Annotated in this window: 13 protein-coding genes; 6 read left to right on the top strand and 7 right to left on the bottom strand. The window is 54.4% G+C overall.

Going from position 1 to position 18,095, the window contains the following annotated elements; translation table 11 throughout:
• Positions 1-7: 7 nt before the first annotated feature.
• On the bottom strand, positions 8-226 hold the full coding sequence (locus tag ACT3R7_RS09155) for a DUF1656 domain-containing protein (protein ID WP_192537557.1): 219 nt from the start codon (positions 224-226) through the stop codon (positions 8-10).
• Positions 227-512: 286 nt separating this feature from the next.
• Here ACT3R7_RS09155 and ACT3R7_RS09150 point away from each other — a divergent pair, with 286 nt between their 5' ends.
• The gene (locus ACT3R7_RS09150) at positions 513-1,250 is read left to right on the top strand and encodes a YoaK family protein (RefSeq protein ID WP_318782746.1); all 738 of its coding nucleotides are present in this window, start codon (positions 513-515) and stop codon (positions 1,248-1,250) included.
• 53 nt (positions 1,251-1,303) lie between these two features.
• On the opposite strand, the gene ACT3R7_RS09145 is transcribed toward ACT3R7_RS09150, so the two are convergent.
• Positions 1,304-3,088 carry a S8/S53 family peptidase gene (locus tag ACT3R7_RS09145; protein WP_193091992.1) on the bottom strand — a complete coding sequence of 595 codons (1,785 nt, stop codon included), beginning with the start codon at positions 3,086-3,088 and terminating at the stop codon, positions 1,304-1,306.
• Between the two features lie 229 nt (positions 3,089-3,317).
• Here ACT3R7_RS09145 and ACT3R7_RS09140 point away from each other — a divergent pair, with 229 nt between their 5' ends.
• A complete protein-coding gene (locus ACT3R7_RS09140) occupies positions 3,318-4,973 on the top strand; it encodes an FMN-binding glutamate synthase family protein (RefSeq protein ID WP_193091993.1) in 1,656 nt (551 codons plus the stop codon).
• 195 nt (positions 4,974-5,168) lie between these two features.
• Complete coding sequence (locus tag ACT3R7_RS09135; protein WP_226940173.1) at positions 5,169-7,064, top strand: mechanosensitive ion channel family protein; 1,896 nt, start codon at positions 5,169-5,171, stop codon at positions 7,062-7,064.
• 112 nt (positions 7,065-7,176) lie between these two features.
• Here the strand turns inward: ACT3R7_RS09135 and ACT3R7_RS09130 are convergent, their stop codons facing one another.
• Together ACT3R7_RS09130 and ACT3R7_RS09125 are read right to left on the bottom strand one after the other, a co-directional pair.
• Entirely contained in the window at positions 7,177-7,776 is a 600-nt protein-coding gene (locus tag ACT3R7_RS09130; protein ID WP_192537554.1) for a nitroreductase family protein, read from the bottom strand.
• Positions 7,777-8,023: 247 nt separating this feature from the next.
• A complete protein-coding gene (locus ACT3R7_RS09125) occupies positions 8,024-11,506 on the bottom strand; it encodes an acyl-[ACP]--phospholipid O-acyltransferase (protein ID WP_496199017.1) in 3,483 nt (1,160 codons plus the stop codon).
• A gap of 137 nt (positions 11,507-11,643) precedes the next feature.
• Here ACT3R7_RS09125 and ACT3R7_RS09120 point away from each other — a divergent pair, with 137 nt between their 5' ends.
• Positions 11,644-12,390, top strand: a complete 747-nt coding sequence (locus ACT3R7_RS09120) for a helix-turn-helix domain-containing protein (protein WP_192537552.1) — start codon at positions 11,644-11,646, stop codon at positions 12,388-12,390.
• 145 nt (positions 12,391-12,535) lie between these two features.
• The gene (locus ACT3R7_RS09115) at positions 12,536-13,411 is read left to right on the top strand and encodes a putative RNA methyltransferase (protein ID WP_192537551.1); all 876 of its coding nucleotides are present in this window, start codon (positions 12,536-12,538) and stop codon (positions 13,409-13,411) included.
• Between the two features lie 137 nt (positions 13,412-13,548).
• Here the strand turns inward: ACT3R7_RS09115 and ACT3R7_RS09110 are convergent, their stop codons facing one another.
• Entirely contained in the window at positions 13,549-13,755 is a 207-nt protein-coding gene (locus tag ACT3R7_RS09110; RefSeq protein ID WP_018917934.1) for a cold-shock protein, read from the bottom strand.
• Positions 13,756-14,027: 272 nt separating this feature from the next.
• On the bottom strand, positions 14,028-15,191 hold the full coding sequence (locus ACT3R7_RS09105; protein ID WP_192537550.1) for an MFS transporter: 1,164 nt from the start codon (positions 15,189-15,191) through the stop codon (positions 14,028-14,030).
• Between the two features lie 136 nt (positions 15,192-15,327).
• Between ACT3R7_RS09105 and ACT3R7_RS09100 the strand changes: the two genes are divergently transcribed.
• Positions 15,328-16,182: a helix-turn-helix transcriptional regulator gene (locus ACT3R7_RS09100; protein ID WP_192537549.1), complete on the top strand. Its 855-nt coding sequence runs from the start codon at positions 15,328-15,330 to the stop codon at positions 16,180-16,182.
• On the opposite strand, the gene ACT3R7_RS09095 is transcribed toward ACT3R7_RS09100, so the two are convergent.
• Positions 16,183-17,793 carry an ABC-F family ATP-binding cassette domain-containing protein gene (locus ACT3R7_RS09095; RefSeq protein ID WP_192537548.1) on the bottom strand — a complete coding sequence of 537 codons (1,611 nt, stop codon included), beginning with the start codon at positions 17,791-17,793 and terminating at the stop codon, positions 16,183-16,185.
• Between the last annotated feature and the right edge of the window lie 302 nt (positions 17,794-18,095).

The following is an 18,095-nucleotide window of genomic DNA, read 5'->3' as shown; positions in this document are numbered from 1 at the left end:
GTCTCTCTTAAGGGCTTTCAAGCAAAATGGTAAAGATGAAGGTGGTGGCTGCGGTAAAGATGACAAAAAGAGAGATGTCGAACCATGCCTCGTACCACAGCGCGTACTGCCCGACTATCCAATGAAGCAAGGAGCGGGTCACCAGAGTGGCGACAAACCCAATCAATGCGTAAATCAGCAGAGGGCTGAGATAAATGCCGCCAAAAGCGATTTCTTGAAGACCCATAACATCCTTAACGTGGCCTGAAGTCATGTAAAGAGACAAGAGCTTAGTGAGTTATCTGATAGATGCCAGATGTTTCACTCTTTTTATAGCATAGAGAGCTTAAACGAATCTTGCTTTGCAGGGGAGGAGTGACAAGAGAGTCTTCGTCTGCAGTGTTTGCTGGCTATTTAAGGTTTGGCGCCAGGTGCTAATAGGGAAGTACTTACTTAATTAGACAAATGAGAATTATTCTTTAGTATTAGTGTCGTAACTACTCACTGTCAGCCCGGTAGTTGGAGACGCAATTGTGCTAATCAAAAAGAAGAAAGCTCGATCTCATACCGAAGATCGTTATCTGGCAATGGTGCTGGCGACGGCTGCGGGTATTCTCAATGCCATGGCATTGGGCGCCTTTGGTTTTCTCCCCTCGCATATGAGTGGCAACGTCTCGCAAATGCCAAGCGAAGTGGCAAGCTCCGATACGCATGGGTTTCTGTTTCTGGCAACTCTGCTCATTGCCTTCGTAATGGGAGGGATGCTTGCCCGTATTGCGGTGATCGCAGGTCAGAAAATAAGAACCATCTTCTGTCTGATACTTCTAGTTGAAGGCGCGGCTCTGGTCGCCGTATCACTTTTTGAAATTCTGGTGTATTCGACGCACTTCAACTCGCAAGTGCTGATAATGCTGGGCTTTTTGATGGGGGTGCATAACTCGACCTCAACGCAACTGTCCAATGGTCGGGTGAGATCGACGCATGTGACCGGCACACTGACCGATGCGGGCATCGCGCTAGGCTCGTTCTTGTCATCCTTCGTGTCACGTGATGGATCGCTTGATCGGCGCTTTTTTCAAAAGCAGTTACATACCCATTTAATAACGATTTTTTCATTCCTGAGCGGATGTGTCGCCGGACTCATACTGTTCGATTTATTCGGCTTCACGGCGATGCTGACGTTAGGAGCGTTTTTGATCGTCGTTGCCGCAAGCGCCATCGTTATCACGGTGCGTACGGCAAGCAAGTTGATGGTTCCTAAAAGAGTATGATGCGGCGATCGCCCACCCCGTGGGGTGGGCTTTTCTGCGTCGGTCTAGATAGCCTAGCGGTCTCGTTCCAGACTCTGCACCGTTAGATCCAGCGTCTTGTACATATTCAGCCGAGCGGAAAGGCCAATATCCGGATGATTCAGGTCATTGGCGCGTTCTGACGGTAAAATTGGTGCGGTCAGGTCATCGGCATCAGTCGGCTCGAAATCGTACTCTTCACCGATGGTCATGGCGCCGCGGCGGAGCAGAATGCGTAACTGCGCTGGCGTGAGTTCTGGATCTATCGACATCATTGCGGCCAACAGGCCGGCCACCAATGGGGTTGCGTAGGAGGTTCCACAGTGGGCTTCGCCTTGCTCGCCCTCTATCAGGGAAGATCCGCGCACACAGGCCGCCGCAGTGATATCCACGCGCATATCGATATTCGATGCTTCACGTTTGATCACGTAACGGGGATCTTCCACCGGGACGTCCTCATCACTGCGCTCATGCCCACCCACTACGAACAGCTGCTCGGTCACGAACGAGGAGGGCAGCCGATAATCATCACTCCCAGAAAACGATGATGCGTTGCCCGCTGAGTTCACGACCACTACATCCGGATGTTCTCGGCGCAGCCATAAGAAGAACTCTTCAAGCAGTTCTTCATAACCGCTCATGGCAATGCCTGAGCGCACTAATGAATCAACCTCGTCGCCGTTAATATCGGTAGCGCCTACCCGGTGGATGCCCCAGCTCCAGTTGAGCACTCGGACACCGTCTTCCACAAGGTTCACCGAGGCGGCGACATTGGCGGTAATGCCTGCATCTGAATTGCGGTCCACAATCACATCAAAGCCAGGGCCTACCTCGTCCAAGCCGCGTAGAAAACCACTGTTGCCGCCTTCATTCCAGGCCGCGGCCAAAACGCCGGCAACCGTGGTGCCGTGCCCATCGGGCGTGGCGGCATCGCGTGCATAAACACAGGTTCTTGACGAATCTTTACGGCAGTCGCCCAGGTAATCGGCAAAATCCGGCGAATCAAAGTCGACTTCTCTCTCAATGACGCCAATGCGTATGGGCTGCGTTTCGATATCCCCGTTCTGCGGCAGACGCCGCTGGTAATAGTTCACGGCATCCAGAAAGCGATTGGATGCCCATCGCTGGTCATCTGCATTGGGTAGGTTGTTTGCCTCACTCTCAGCGGTTTCTTCTGCGCCGGATTCTTCGACGACGACCGCATCGATGCTGACCTCGCTGCCTAACCTGAGTACTAACGCATCGCGCTCCTCCAGGTTGTCGACGGGTAAGCGCAATTGATAGGTATTGAGCGGCGGGATCATGCCGACGACTTCAGCGCCGTATTTTTCTGCCAGCCGCTGGGCCTCCTCGGCACCGTCGTAGTCTTCTTCAATGATCAGACTGATCAGATCCACGTAGGTGGTAATGTCATCCATGTTCTTGGCGGTCTCTTGATCCGTGGCCGCCAGCACATGGCTGCCTCTGAGGCTGACCCAAACCGGATTGCTGGACTGTTCGTGCTGCTCGAACCACAGAGGACCGCTTTGCGCATCGGCGCTATTGATGCGCACCCGCACTCGATCTCCATCGTGGTCAAGGCCTTCTGCGTGAAGTGGGGTGCCGTTGAGCTTCACTTGAAAATCGGTGTCATCCAGCCCGCTGACACGCAGGCAGAATTCTTGAATATCCATCGCCAGCAGATTGCCACAGCGTTGCAGTTGTTCAACTCGTAAAGGTTGCTCACCCTGTGAAGGCTGCTCAGCAGCTGCGCTAGTCGCTATTAACACCAATGTCAGCGCGGCAACCAGGCGGCCCGCGCCACAATATTTTACTGTCATACTCATGCTCCAGACGGCATTCAACACAATGGCATTCAACCCAATGGGTATTCGATTGGCTGCACGTAGCATAAACGTATTCGCTGAATGGAACATGAATACGCTGTCCTCCCAGCAGCTGCATTCGTACGACACTTAATGCTCAACTTACCTTTATGGTTGCCGCGTACGTTATGCTAGTCATTACTTTGCTAATGATTAATCCGCCCCCCAAGGAGTTTTAGCGCACATGATTGAAGCAAGAGGACTCACCCGCCTGCCACTGCGTAACGTTGCCTTTGTTGCCTGCTGGTGTCTGTTGGCTATTTCACTCATAGGGCTGTCCTTCTCGCTTATATGGTTATTGGGCGTGGTGGTGTTTGGCAGCCTTGCCTTGCTGGGTTTACACGACGTGCGCCAACGCAAGCGCACGGTAAGCCGTAACTATCCTGTGCTTGCCCATATTCGGTATTTTCTGGAGTCGATCGGCCCGGAAATACGCCAGTACTTTATTCAGTCGGATCTGGATGAACGGCCCTTTTCCCGCGAGCAGCGTGCCGTGGTCTATCAGCGCGCTAAAAACGAGAGCGACAAGAAGCCCTTTGGTTCGCTTCGGGATATGTATCAGCCGGGCCATGAGTGGATTAATCACTCGCTGCTTCCCCATACCATTGAAGACGCTGACTTTCGCGTTCAGGTGGGCGGTAGTCGCTGTAGCCAGCCCTACTTTGCCAGCGTGTTTAATATTTCGGCGATGAGCTTTGGCTCGCTCTCCGGTAATGCCATCGAGGCGCTGAATGCCGGCGCTTACAAGGGTGGCTTTTATCACGACACGGGCGAAGGCTCGATCTCTCGCTACCACCGCTTGCATGGCGGTGATTTGGTCTGGGAAATAGGCTCCGGCTACTTCGGCTGTCGTCACGAGGACGGCACGTTTAACGCCGAGCGCTTTGCCGCCAACGCAGCGGATGATCAGGTTAAGATGATCGAGATCAAGCTTTCTCAGGGCGCCAAGCCAGGCCACGGGGGCATATTGCCCGCAGCCAAGGTAACCGCCGAGATTGCTGAGGCAAGAGAAGTACCTATGGGCCAGGATGTGATTTCTCCTGCCGCCCATTCAGCGTTCTCAACCCCGCTGGAGTTGATGAGCTTTATTGGCCAGCTGCGCACGCTTTCCGGCGGCAAACCGGTAGGTTTCAAGCTGGCGATTGGTCACCCCTGGGAATGGTTTGCGATTGTTAAAGCCATGCTGGAAAGCGGTGAAAGGCCGGATTTTATTGTGGTGGATGGCGGTGAAGGCGGAACCGGCGCTGCGCCGCTTGAGTTTATCAACCGTATGGGGGTGCCGCTCACCGAAGCTGTAACGCTGGTGCACAACACGCTGGTGGGCGCTGGGCTTCGCGAGGAGATTCGAATTGGCGCGGCAGGCAAGATTACCTCCGGCTTTAATATTGCCCGCACCATGGCGCTGGGGGCCGATTGGTGTAATGCGGGCAGGGGGTTCATGTTTTCTCTAGGGTGTATCCAGGCGCTCAACTGCCACTCCGATAAGTGCCCAAGCGGCGTGGCTACTCAGGATCCCAACCGCAGCCGCCATCTGGATATCGCTGACAAAACAGACCGCGTGTACAACTTCCACCGCAATACCTTAAAAGCGTTGGCGGAAATGCTGGGCGCCGCCGGGCTTAGCCACCCTAGTGAGCTGGGGCCTGAGCACATTATTCGGCGGGTGTCTGAAAACGAGATTCAGTCTTACGATCAGATGTTTACCTTTTTAAAGCCTGATGAACTGCTCAGTGGCCGTTGCGAGCACACGGTGTTTCAGCAGTACTGGGAAGAAGCGCGGTCAGACTCATTTTTGCCCTCTTCCAGAATTTCCCGGCTGCGGCTTACCAAGCTGGAGTAAAGCTTAGGCGTAAGGCACGTTAGCGCCGCCTGGGTAAGACTAAAGCCTGACTGAGCTGATAAGACGGTCAGGCTTTGGCTTGCTTGATCCACATAGGTAGGCTGTAATTCGTTTCACCACTGACACGGATAAAACAGTGTTACCTACTGATCGTTGGTGGACAAACGTCGGCTCACCTCTATGGATAAAGTAATTATGAAAGCACACGGCTCGTGGCCTACATGGATAGTGCTGGTAATAGCATTGGCATTTTCCAGCCTCTGCACGGCGCAATCTCAGGGAGAAGAAGACCAGGATAGCCGTTGGTTCGCGATTAGTACGCTAAATGAAGGGTTGGATGAGGCGCCTGACGACGTTCGGCGCGCAACCCCGCGTGAGTCGATACGCAGTTTTTTGAGGTTAACCAACGAGGAAAAGTTTGCCGAAGCGGCACACATGCTGAATCTTAATGACCTGTCAGCGGAAGAGCAGCAGAGCCAAGGCGCGTTGTTGACCCGTCAGTTAGCCGAAGTATTGCGGCGCGGTGAGTGGATGAATGCCTCAAACCTTTCCGGTCGTCAGGACGCCGCTGTTGAAGACCCCACCGGTCAAAACCCCCTGGCGGGCCAGCCGCGCCGAGATATTGAGCTTGCGTCGCTGAAAATAGAAGGCCAGGACTACGATATTCGCCTGGGGCGCTACCGGTTAGATGACCAGGACCCCGTCTGGTTGATCATGCCAGACAGCATTACCTACATCCCGGATCTTTATGAAGAGTACGGTCCTTCAATGCTGGAAGAGTATATCCCCAGCCGCTTAAAGGCTTCGTTTGGGATGCTCAAGATATGGGAATGGATCGCCATTCCGATTTTTCTGTTGGTGATTACCTTCGTGGGTTGGGGAAGCTACCACTTGGTTGAGCTGATGGCACGCTTGCTGCCGAGCGGGGCACGAAGCATCTTCGCTGCGCGAATTAAAGGTCCGATGGCCTTGATCATGATGTCGTTGGTGACCCAAACGCTGCTCGACTACGTCGTATCGTTTTCCGCTGTCGCCACAACCACTTTTCGGATTGTATTGATCGCCATACTGGCCTGGAGCCTCGGTACCATTGCGCTTCGCCTGATAGATACCATTATGCTGCGCATGACGCGCCGCCTGGTGGGGGAAATTGACGACACCAAACCCAAGGATGAGCGTAAGCTTTTAACCTCGTTATACGCCTTACGCCGGGGCATCATTCTGCTTACGGTAATCAGCGTTTCGATTTATGTTTTAAGCAAGATCCAGCTCTTTGAAACGTTGGGGTTATCGATTTTAGCCTCGGCGAGCGTCTTGGCGGTACTCGTGGGTATTGCCGGGCAAACGGTGCTGGGCAATATCCTGTCTTCCTTTCAGCTGTCGCTTGCTAAACCGATTCGTATCGGCGACCTGGTGATGTTCGAAGGGCAGTGGTGCTATGTAGAGGGCATTTTCTATACGTTTATCCGTTTGAGGGTATGGGATGATCGGCGGCTGATCGTGCCGGTCACCTACTTTACCTCCAAACCCTTTGAAAACCTCTCGGTTAAAAGCGCCAAAATATACCGCGGCCTGGAGCTGATTCTTCACTTAAGCGCCGATATTTCAGTGATCAGAGAAAAGTTTCTGGCTGTTGCCAAGGAAGAGGACAGTGTGGTCGAGCACCATAAGCTGCTCTGCTATGTCACGGGGCAGACTGCCACGGCCCAGACCATTACCTGCTATTTGATGACGTCTGACCCGCTTTCCGGCTGGACCGCGGAAATGAATGTTCGAGAAAAGCTGATGACATTTATTCGCGATCAACATCCAGAGTGGTGGCCTCGCGAAGTTATGGTGATCAGCCATAACGATGTGGCCAAAGGTGAAAGGCCCAAGAAGGCTGCGTCAAAGGCAGATGCCGAGCAGAAAGAGCATTCAGACGAGGACCAGTCTGAGCATGAAGAAAGCGCGGATGCAGCATCCGATTCATCAGACGAAGAACGTTCCGACGAATCAGAAAGCTCGGGCGAGACAGAAAGCGCGCGCTATACAGATGAGTCGGAAAGTTCTAACGATACGGACAGCTCAAATAAAAAGCCCGCTTCGTAAGGTCAGGGGCGGCTAACGTCTTGGTATAAATGCCGTATTTAAACGTTACCGCCCGCTGGTTTGAATACGCCAGCGGGCGGTAAGGCGCTTCTATACGGGGAGGCTTTGCTGCTTAGGAGAAGACGCGGAAGCGTTCTTCGTCATTCATATAGGTCTTTTCACCGAACGGCGCTTCATGAGAGCCGAAAGGCATCTGGGCACGCAGCTTCCAGGAAGACGGTAGATCCCACGCTTCAAATACGGCGTCGTCGATGATGGGATTATAGTGCTGCAGGCTGGCGCCGATATCGGCTTCTGAAAGCGCTGTCCACACGGCAAATTGGGCGATACCCGTAGCGTGCTCTGACCAAACAGGGAAATTGTCAGCGTAGAGCGGGAATTTGTCTTGCAGCCCTTTGATCACATCCTGGTCTTCAAAAAACAGGACGGTGCCCGCGCCGGCGGCAAAGCTATTAATTTTTTTCTCGGTAGGCTCAAAAGAGTCAGCCGGTACGATCTTGCGCAGCGTATCCATGACTAGCTGCCAGAACTTGTCGTGCTGTTCATTGAACAAAATCACCGCACGCGAGCTTTGTGAGTTGAACGAGGTAGGCGCCTGCTTGACGGCTTCCTTGATCAGCGCGGTTACTACAGTCTGGCTAATGGGGATATCTTTACCGATGACATATTGACTGCGGCGCTGCTTGTAAATATTGATCGCGGGGTTGGGCATAACGCGTTCCTTAGTTTCGGGTATGGGGCTTCGAGGAAACACCCTACCTCGAAATAGCCAGTAGCAATCTAATACACAATCAATTTAGAAACCATGGATAAAACTCAGCGCTTTCAGTGAATAAAATCTACTAATTTACACCGAGGTTCAGCCGATAAGATCAGGTAGCGCCTCAAGGCTGAAGCGCTGTCTGTGTTCGGGGTGAACACGTGCTACTTCTTAAACTGCCGACACACGGTTGCCTGGGCTAAGGCGCTGGCTGCTTCTCATTTTCGGCTAGTTTTTCCTGTGCCAAGCGCTTGGCTCCAGCGATATCCTGCTTGCCAGAACCCAGGCGGGGAAGGGTATCTACCGTTAGCCAGTAGCTGGGTAACATCATGGGCGATATGCTATTTTCCAGCATCGCGGCCCTGACCGTTTTAGCATCCAGCGGTGTCTCGGATAGCAGCACAATTCGCTCGCCTTTACTTGCATCCGGTATGTTGACCGCCATGATGGCCGTGTCCGGGTCGTTCAGCGTGGCTTTCACGGCCTGTTCTACTGCGGCAAGGCCGACAATTTCGCCGCCGATTTTGGCAAACCGCGAGTAGCGGTCAACGATGGTTAAAAAGCCATCCTCGTCTAGATAGCCTTTATCGTTAGTCACGTACCACTGCTGATGGTCAATTTCGCACAGCGCAGCGTGGGTGCGTGCCGGGTCATTCAAATAGCCCTGCATGACCTGGGGACCGCTGATCAGAATCATGCCCGCATCACCCGTGGAGAGCTCTGCAAAGCTTTCCGGGTCAACAATCTTGAAGCTCGTGCCGGGCAAGGGCATGCCCACACTTCCTACCTTGGCGCCACGCTGAACCTGCAGATAGTTGATATCCAGTGCGTCGGGCAGGTTGACCGCCGCCACGGGGGAGGTTTCCGTTGCGCCGTATCCCTCGTAAATCAGCTTATGAAACTTAAGCTGGAACGCGCTGCGTACGCTGTCGTCGACCTTTTCCGCCCCGGCCACCACCACTCTTATGCTATCCAGCATCAGCGGATGAACCTTGGAGCTACGCGTAAACAGGCGCAGGAACGTGGATGTGCCGCACATGATGGTCGCTTGATACTTGGCTGCTGCTTTTGCGATACCCACGGCATCGGTCGGGTCGGGATGACACACCAGCGGTAGACCTTCAATCAAGGGCAAGAACTGGGTAACCGTTAGGCCAAAGGCGTGAAACAGCGGGAGTGAGGCCAGCATGACGTCGTTATGTTCAGTGTTCAACGCGTCGGAGGTCTGCTTCACGTTGGCCATCAGGTTACGGTGGCTGAGCATTACCCCTTTCGGCTGCCCCTCGCTGCCGCTGGAAAAAAGAATGGCTGCGGTGGCTTCGGCGTCATGCGCTCGGCAATAAAGCAGGCGCAATAGCCCCGTAGGTAGTAGGTGCACTGAAAGCCAGGTAAACAGGCGCTCACCCCGACCCATTGAGGCTTGCAGCGCTTCCAGGTAGACAACATTCTGCTTGGCAAGCAGCTCGGCAATATTCAGCCCGCGCTGTTCAAGCTTTTCGACAAAGCGCTGCGAGGTATAAACGGTTTCAATCTCCGCTTGTGCCAAGGCAGACGCCAGCGCCTCCTGGCTTGCGGTGTAGTTGAGGTTAACTACCGTTTTACCCGCCAGTAGTGACGCCATATTGGCAAGTACGCCAGCGCTGCTGGTGGGCAGCAGCAGGCCAACGTTTTGCGCTTTGCTTTGCTTGCGAATACGTTTGGCCATCAGAATGCTGGCGGTTAACGCCTTCGCGGCACTCAGCGGGCGACTGATGGTGTCAGCCAGGGCTGGTTGGCCGGGGCGGCGCTTGACGCTGCGTATCCAGGCATCCGGCAGGGTATGCAGGTTTTCCATCGAAAGCTGCCAGGAGCGGGTAGCCTGCTCGAAAATGCGCCGTTTAAGCACGTCCGCCGGGGTCTCTTTAGGTAGCGTGCGGCCAAACACCACAACGATTGAGCGGTGCAGCGGCGCATAGCGCAGCTCTTTCAATTTGCTGGAGGAGTGCGAGAACTGGCTGCCCCATAGTCCGCGCAGATAAAACGGAACGATTTTGACGTCGGGGTTGGCCATCTTGCAGGCGCGCTCATAGCCTTTGCGGAATTCGCCCAGTTGTCCCGTGCGGCTGATGGCGCCTTCCGGAAACAGACACACCACTTCACCGGCGTTGAGCTGATCGGCGACCGCTGTCAGCGCCTGCTCGGCACCAACGCCGCGTTCAATCGGAATACAGCCCAGCGCTTTAAAGAACCAGCGTAGATACCAGCGTTGATAAATGCTTTTAAGCATCACAAAGCGTACCGGCCGGGGGCTGGCGATCTGCACCATGGCCCAATCCACCCAACTGATATGGTTGCCCAGTAGCAGCACGCCACCCTGGGCGGGCATGTTTTCCAGGCCGTGAACATCCACCCGGTAGCGTCGGGTAAGCAGAAAACCGAGTAAAAAGCGCACCAGGCTCTGGGGCAGCTTAACGATGGTGTAGCCGCCACCGATCATCGCTACGCTGGCAATCAATAGCAGTAGATAGTGGCTATCCACGCCCGCTAAAGCGAATAGCGCCGTGAGCACCAAAAAGCCCAGCATGGCGAGGTTTTGAATCCAGTTATTGGCGGCCAGCACGGTACCCAGCTCATTGTCAGCGGCATGGAACTGGATTAGCGCATTGAGCGGCACGATAAATAGCCCACCCATCAAGCCGATAAACACAAAGTTCAGCGCCTGACCAAGCGGCGACGTGAGGAGCGGCAGGCACCACAAGCCAACGGCCACGCCCAGGGCACCAACGGGAATCAAACCCGTTTCAATCCGATTGCGGGAAAGCTTGCTGGCGAGTACCGAGCCCAGTGCGATGCCGATACCGCTGGCCGCGAGAATACCTTGAAGCACCAGCGTGTTACCGATGTCTAGAGCACCTTTGGCATAGGCGGGGAAAGCCGCCAGCAGCACCTGGCCGACCGACCAGAACGTGGCCAGACCAATAATCGAAAGCTTTAATACGGGCTGCGATGCCACCAGGCGTAGATTGTATTTTAGAGCGCTGCCTTTAATGTAGCGCTGCCAGGTAAGCGGCGTGCCTGGCGTGGGTGGGGCATCCAGTGACAAGCGGTAAAGAGCCAGCACCTGAATCACACTATTAACCACCAGCAACCAGCCTAGCGGGGCAATTTGGCGCAACAGTTGGTCAGGGGATTGGTTCGCAAGAGGTGTCCAGGTTTCGAAGAAGGCGGTGAAAATCACTGTGCCGGCCAGAATAGCGCCGATGGTAAGCGCCTGGATAAGGCCATTGGCTTCTGCCAGACGCGGCTTACCAAACAGGGTTCTGACCATGCCGTATTTGGCCGGGGAGTAGAAAGCTGACTGAATCGCCAGAAGTAGCGTCATGGCGAAGGCGAGCCAGAACCAGCCTTGGTAGTAAGCGGCGGTAATACCCAGTGAAATGGCCACCGCTGCCCACGCCGAAAAGCGTAGAATGCGCACTTTGGGGTAGGTATCGGCGACATGACCGGCAGGGCTGAACAGCATGATAAAGGGCAGCAGAATCAGCCCGTTCACCAGCGCCGTCAAGACTATCTGGACGGTGCCATCGTAGCTTTTGAAGATTGTATTTTGAATCACAATCTTATGCCCTAAATCCATAAAGGCATTGAGAAAGATAGCGATGAGATAAGGCCAGGCACCTGGCGTGCGGAGCAGTCGTTGCATGGTTCGTTAGCCTTGTTTGCGTCTCGAAGTCATCGGACTTTCCTTTATAGCTCTGGTTTACGCAACCTTTTAAAGATGAGTTGCGTTATTTGTGCGGTAAAGTATCGTTATTCGATACTTTACGCCAGGAGGTCGCTGTGTCTCAAACCGACTCACTGCTTAATACTTTAAAGCGCCAACTGCGAATGCAGGGAAAAACCTACGCCGATGTGGCTCAGTGGCTTGGATTAAGCGAAGCCTCAGTTAAGCGGCTTTTTGCTGAACGCAATATCACGTTAGCACGCCTTGAATGCATCTGTGAGCAGCTCAACCTTGAATTTGCCGAGCTGGTGCAGACCATGCAAACCGAAGAGCGCCGCCTGCAAGAGCTTACCCAGGCACAAGAGCAGAGTATTGCTGACGACCCCAAGCTATTCTTGATTGCCGTTTGCGTAATCAATGGTTATAGCTTTGCTGAGATTCATCATCAGTATCAGCTAAGCGAAGCGGAATGCACCCAGCAACTGCTTAAGCTTGAACGGCTTGCCCTTATCCAGCTGTTGCCGGGTAACCGAATTAAACGCAGAGTAGCGCCTAATTTTCGCTGGCGGCCTGGCGGCCCTATTCAGCAGTTCTTCCAGCAACATATTGCCAACGACTTTTTTCGCTCACGTTTTGACAGCGAAAGCGAAAAGCTGCTGGTCCTCAACGGCCTGCTCTCCCGGGCGGGTAACGACGAGTGGCAACAGATCATGCAGCGGCTGGCCAAGGAGTTCCATGAACTCTGTGAACGGGAAAGCAGCCTGCCCATCACTCAGCGCTTTGGTACTACCTCGGTGCTCGCGGTGCGCCAGTGGCAGCATGGGTTGTTCAAGGGCTATGCGCGTAAGCTTCCGCAACAATAGAGTGATGAAGGCGAGTGGGCAACAAGCAACGACGGCGTGTTAGTACGTACTGACGCGGTCAGGTAAACTGCCCACCTTTTATCGTTGCCTTGTTCGCAGAGACTCATCATGACCCGTTATCTTTTCAGCAACCGTAGCTTTCTTTATGAATAGAACCGCGTTTAAAGCCCTGGCCTGCCCGCTTGATGGCGACCCGCTGACTCAAGCCGAAGGCGCTTGGCGCTGCGCGGCCGGGCACAGTTTTGATATTGCCAAACAGGGCTATGTGAACCTTTTGCCGGTTCAAAACAAGCGTTCAAACGACCCAGGCGATAGCAAGGCCATGGTGTCTGCCCGACAGCGTTTTCTGAATGCCGGGTATTATCAGCCCATTGCAGACGCTATCAATCACGCTGCCTTGAGCGGCGCGCCGGAAGATATGCCGCTTAGCTGTCTGGATGCCGGTTGTGGTGAGGGCTATTACTTGCGCCAGCTGGCCCAGGCGGCATCTGATAATACCCAGCTTGAGCTGATTGGCCTGGATATTTCCAAATGGGCGGCCATGGCCTCGGCCAAACAGAGTTTTCATAAAGAGCAGGGTCGTCAAAAAGACCCGTCTGCCACTTGGGTAGTAGGCAGTAACGCTAACTTGCCTGTGCAATCTGCCTCGCTGGATAGGCTGCTATGCATGTTCGGCTTTCACGTGATGAGCGAGTTTGCCAGGGTGCTCAAGCCGGGGGGGATACTGTTACAGGTAGAAGCAGGCGCAAATCATTTGCGCGAGCTGCGCGAAATCATTTATCCAACGCTCAAGCCTGAGCGCAGTGGTGAGCAGTTAGTGCCGGAAGGATTCACTGCGCAAGTAGCTGAAACGGTCAGTTACTCGCTCACACTGAATGGTAAAGAGTCCATTGCGGATCTGCTGGCCATGACCCCGCATCTTTATCGGGCAAGCGCTGAGGGCCGCGAAAGAGCGGCAGCACTGGAGACACTCACCGTGAGTGTTGATGTGCGAGTGAATAAATGGATTAAAAACGCATAGAAGAAGGGCAGGCAAGCCGTGGTTGGCGGCTTGTTTGGTTTGGTTACAACTTTACTGAACCCAAACGCAACAAGGCCCGCCGAAGCGGGCCTTGTCAGTCAGACCCTAAGGTCTGAACAAACACTTAATAATAAATATTAAGAAGTTTGCTTGATGTTAGAAGCCTGAAGGCCTTTTTTACCCTGGGTAACGTCAAAAGAAACGCTAGCGCCTTCTTGAAGGGTTTTGAAGCCGTCAGACTGAATTTCGGAGAAGTGTGCAAACAGGTCGTCGCTGCCGTCAGAAGGAGCGATGAAACCGAAGCCTTTAGTGTCGTTGAACCATTTAACTGTGCCAGTTGCCATGATTAAATCCTTTCGCGCATATGCGCTGTAATGATGTTCCTGGTATTACCCAGATTAAGTAGCGGGTGAAACAAGGAATACAATATCAGGCTTGCCGAAAAAGATCGTACACTTCTGAAACCATGCTGCTTGCTAACCAACTGACGCTACAGTGTCACGATTGGCGTCGCGCGTCAAAGGCTTTTTGTATTTATTTTCCAGGCCGAGGCAATATTTCCTTCTTTCTTATCCGCTGACGGCTTGCCGTGCGCTAAGTATTTAATACTAATTGCTTAATGACTCCGCGGGCCCATGGTGAGCTGCACTAGTGCCCCAGCGGCTGCTAGCGCACTGGCGCTTACAGCAAGTATCCAGACAGGTAGCGCGCTGGAAAGCATAAGCCCACCAGCTGCCGCCCCAATAGCGCTACCCAGGTATAGGGCTGATTCATTCAGCGCCACCGCGAGATTACCATCGCCATGCTGTTGGCGAACGCGCATTAGCGCATTATTTTGCGGTACCTGTAACGCCCAGCCAACGGCTCCCCATAAGCTGATAGGCACAAGCGCAAGCCATGGGTGCAGGGAGGCGGCGACTGGCAGGCTAATCAGAGAAACTGCCAATAACAGCATAATCACCAGCACAACCCTGGAGCCTTGGCTTTTATCCACAATCGGGCCAATTAAAAAGCTGCCCAGAATCCCGCCGACGCCCCAAACCCATAGGTAGAGCGCGATAGACGCGGTTTCGCCGGAAGGGGATGCCGCCATAAACGGAGCAATAAAGGTATACATGCCAAGGCTTGCTATGGCACCCAAGAGCGAGACGGCCAAAATGGTCAGCGTGGCGGGGTGCTTCAAAATAGGCAGCTTGCGCCACAGTGAAACATAAGGCGCAGCGGGAATGTCGGGTAGCTTAAGGTAAAGGCCTGCCAGGGAAGTCGCGCCGAGCAGTGCAATCAGCCACATGGCTGATGTCCAGCCCAGTTGCTCGGCGAGTAACAGACTAAGCGGCACGCCAAGTACCGTGCCGCTTGCCATGCCGCCCATAATGACCGCGATGGCTTTGCCGCGCTGCGCTTCAGGCGCCAGCGTCGCTGAGGCCGCAATTCCCAATGCCAGATAAACCCCGGCTCCCACGCCCGCCAGCGCTCGCCAAGCCACTAGCATTGCAAAGCTTGCGGCCAGCGCACTTGCCACATTCGCCACAACGAAAAGTGCTAGCGCGATAATTAACCCCGTTCGCTGCTGATTGCCTGGGAGCAGCGCAACTGCGATGGGCGAAATCAGGCCATATGCCAGCGTAAACGCCGTCACTAACTGTGCCGCCATCGCATCCGAGACTAGAAATGCAGAGGTGATCAGGGGAATAAGCCCTGCGGTGACATAGGACGCCATACCTAATGAAAAGGCGCCCAAGGCAATAAGATAAATCGATAGTCGAGAAGAAAACGCCATCAGGCTCTCCAGTCAGGCTCATTATGTACTTGTTAGCGTGTGTTGCTGACCGCTACCAAGTGGTGAAGGCGCTATTCTGGAGAGGCTTTAAAGGGGGTACAATTTAACTATTTATACTATTACTAAAGGCAATAAGATGGCGCTGGAACGTTCGTTAAAACGCACCCGCACAGAGCTAGGGGAGTTTTTACGCAGCCGACGTGAGCAGGTAACACCGGAAGAGGTTGGCTTGCCCGTGGGCAAGCGGCGCCGCACGCCGGGGTTACGCCGTGAGGAGGTGGCAGCACTCGCAGGGGTAGGCTTGACCTGGTACACCTGGCTGGAGCAGGGTCGAGATATTCGCGCCTCGGCGGATTTTCTCGACCGTCTTGCGCGCACGCTAAAGCTCGATGCCATTGAGCGACGTCATCTTTTTTTACTGGCGCATCAGCGTCTTCCCGCTGAACCGGGGAAAACCTGGTGCAGTGTACCGCCGCTGGTACATCGCCTGATGAACGACTTGCCCACGCGGCCTGCGTACGTGTTGAATTTACGTTGGGATGTGCTGGCCTGGAACCACGCCGCAGCTCGTCTGTTTGGCTTCTCCGAGCATCCTCCGGAGCAGCGTAACCTGCTATGGCTACTGTTTATGGATACGGCTACGCGCGCTCTTTTCGACCCCTGGAAAGCGCAGGCACGGCAACTGCTTGCCAGCTTCAAACGTGATGCGGCCCGTGCGCCTGAAGACCCGGCAATCAATCAACTGATCAAGACCTTGGTGAAAGTGGATCCGGATTTTAAAGCGTGGTGGGCAGGGCAGGATATCCACGGGCCTTGTCATGGCATTCGCCATTTTCATCTAAAGCCGTTAGGAGCGATCGATTTTGAACATACCTCGCTGATCGTCGATGAAGACCGCCATCTACGGCTGGTCTACTACGCCGCTCGCGACACCGTTCAAGACGAGGCGTTTGACCACTGGCTTCAGGAAGGCCAAACGCCAGTGGCATGATTAGCGGTTCGTGGCTGGCTCCAGTACCCAGCCGTCTGATGTGGCGCGCAGATAATCGGTCAGTGCCAGGTGGCGTAAGAAATCCTGGTCATGAGAGACCACTACCAGCGCGCCAGGGTAGCCTCTCAGCATACTTTCGAGTGCCTGTAGCGAGGGCAGGTCGAGGTGGTTGCTGGGTTCATCCAGCAGCAATAGCTGCGCGGGCGGGTCGGCATAAAGCGCGCACGCCAGCGCTACCTTGAGCTGTTCACCGCCGCTTAGCTTTGCGCAGGCAACGCTAATTTTCTCAGCCGTAAGCCCAAGGTGTACCAGCCGGGTTCGCAGCAGGCTGACAGGTGCCGCTCGGTTGGCCGCTTTTAACTGCTCTATAGCGCTCTGGGTTTTATCCAGTTGGGCCAGGTGTTGATCGAGATAGGCGCTTTTGACATGAATACGGCTTTCGCCTGTTTGGGGTAGAAGTTGCCCCGCCAGGAGTTTAAGCAGTGTGGATTTACCCGAGCCGTTGGAACCAACAATGCCTAAACGCTGCTGTCCTTGCAGGCTGAGGTTAAGCTTTCCTGCAACGTAAGAAAGCGTGATATCGGTTAGTTCAGCAATCATCCGCTTGGCAGGCTGCACGGCAATGTCATGTAGCGCGATATTAGCATCTTCAGCAAGCTGCTCCCGCGCTTGCTGGATAGCGCTTAGGTGCTGGCTGTGTGTTTCTGCCTGCTGGCGGGCGAGGCGGCCGACGGAAAGTTCGCTGCGCGCCTTTTGGCGATCCAGCAGGATTTTTGCCTGATTGGCATCGCGCCGCTGGCGGTTGCCACGTGCCTGACGCCTTTCCTGACGTTCCTGCTGCTGATTCAGTGCGCGCTCTGCACGTTTTTTGTCTTTTTGATGGTGTTCAAGGTTCGTTTGAGCCGCTGCCTGTTCACTCGCCTTTTGTTCGGCGTAAAAGGAATAATTACCGCCGTAACTGCGTAGTCCAAGCGGCGACAGCTCCACGATACGCGGCAGGTGAGCAAGCAGTTGTCGGTCATGGCTGACAACCAGCAGCCCTTTGGGCCAATGGGTCAACTGCTCGATAAGCGCTTCCCTGCTCGGGCCGTCCAGGTGATTACTGGGCTCATCCAGAATAAGAAAGTCCGCCCTGGATAACAGCACGCCGATCAGGGCAACGCGCATGGCTTGGCCGCCGCTCAATGTCGCGGCCGGGGCTGTCGCGTCAAGGTGTGCAAGGCCACTGTGCTCTAGCTCTCGCTGTAAGGTCTGGCGGATATCCCAACGATCACCCAGCGCATCAAAGTCGTCTGGATGTGGGCTGCCCGCCTCAATACGGGCAAGTGCTGCTAAAGTGGTGCCTACGCCTGCCAGGTCGGCTAGCGTGCCGGAGGCTTCTTGGGTAACGCGTTGCGATAAATAGCGCACTTCGCCAGTGCTCATGCAGCGCCCCGTTGAAGGTGCGATTTCGCCCGCCATTAGCCTGGCCAGCAGCGTTTTACCCATGCCGTTACGCCCTACCAGGCCCGTGGGCGTGGTGTCGAAGGTTTCCGTTAACTCGGAAAACAGAAGGCGACCGTGGGGTAGCGTATAAGAAACGCGATCGAGCGAGATAAACGTCTTCGTCATCGGATGTACCTATCAATGCCTGACATTCCCCTTTTAATAAGGGACGGAGAACGTGGCCGTCGAAAACAGGACGGCGGCATTAATAGCGCATTGGACGAATACCTTTAATAAGAGAGAGGGCCTCTAGCCTAGTCAACTTATGTTGCTTTTCCAAGCCTTTCGCCGCGCTGCAGTGGGTTCAGGTTCGGCGTAAGCTGGCTCTTCTTTAAACAAGCTTCCATGGTTCTGTTGTATATAGAGGTTGTATTTTAGCTCCGGCTACTTAGAGTGACGTTTTCAGTTGACGGGCTCTATTGAGCCCT

It is taken from the genome of Halomonas sp. AOP43-A1-21, assembly GCF_052376775.1.
In the GTDB taxonomy this organism is placed as follows: domain Bacteria; phylum Pseudomonadota; class Gammaproteobacteria; order Pseudomonadales; family Halomonadaceae; genus Vreelandella; species Vreelandella colorata.
Note: the sequence above shows the minus strand (reverse complement) of the source record. Positions and strands in the feature narration are given on the sequence as shown.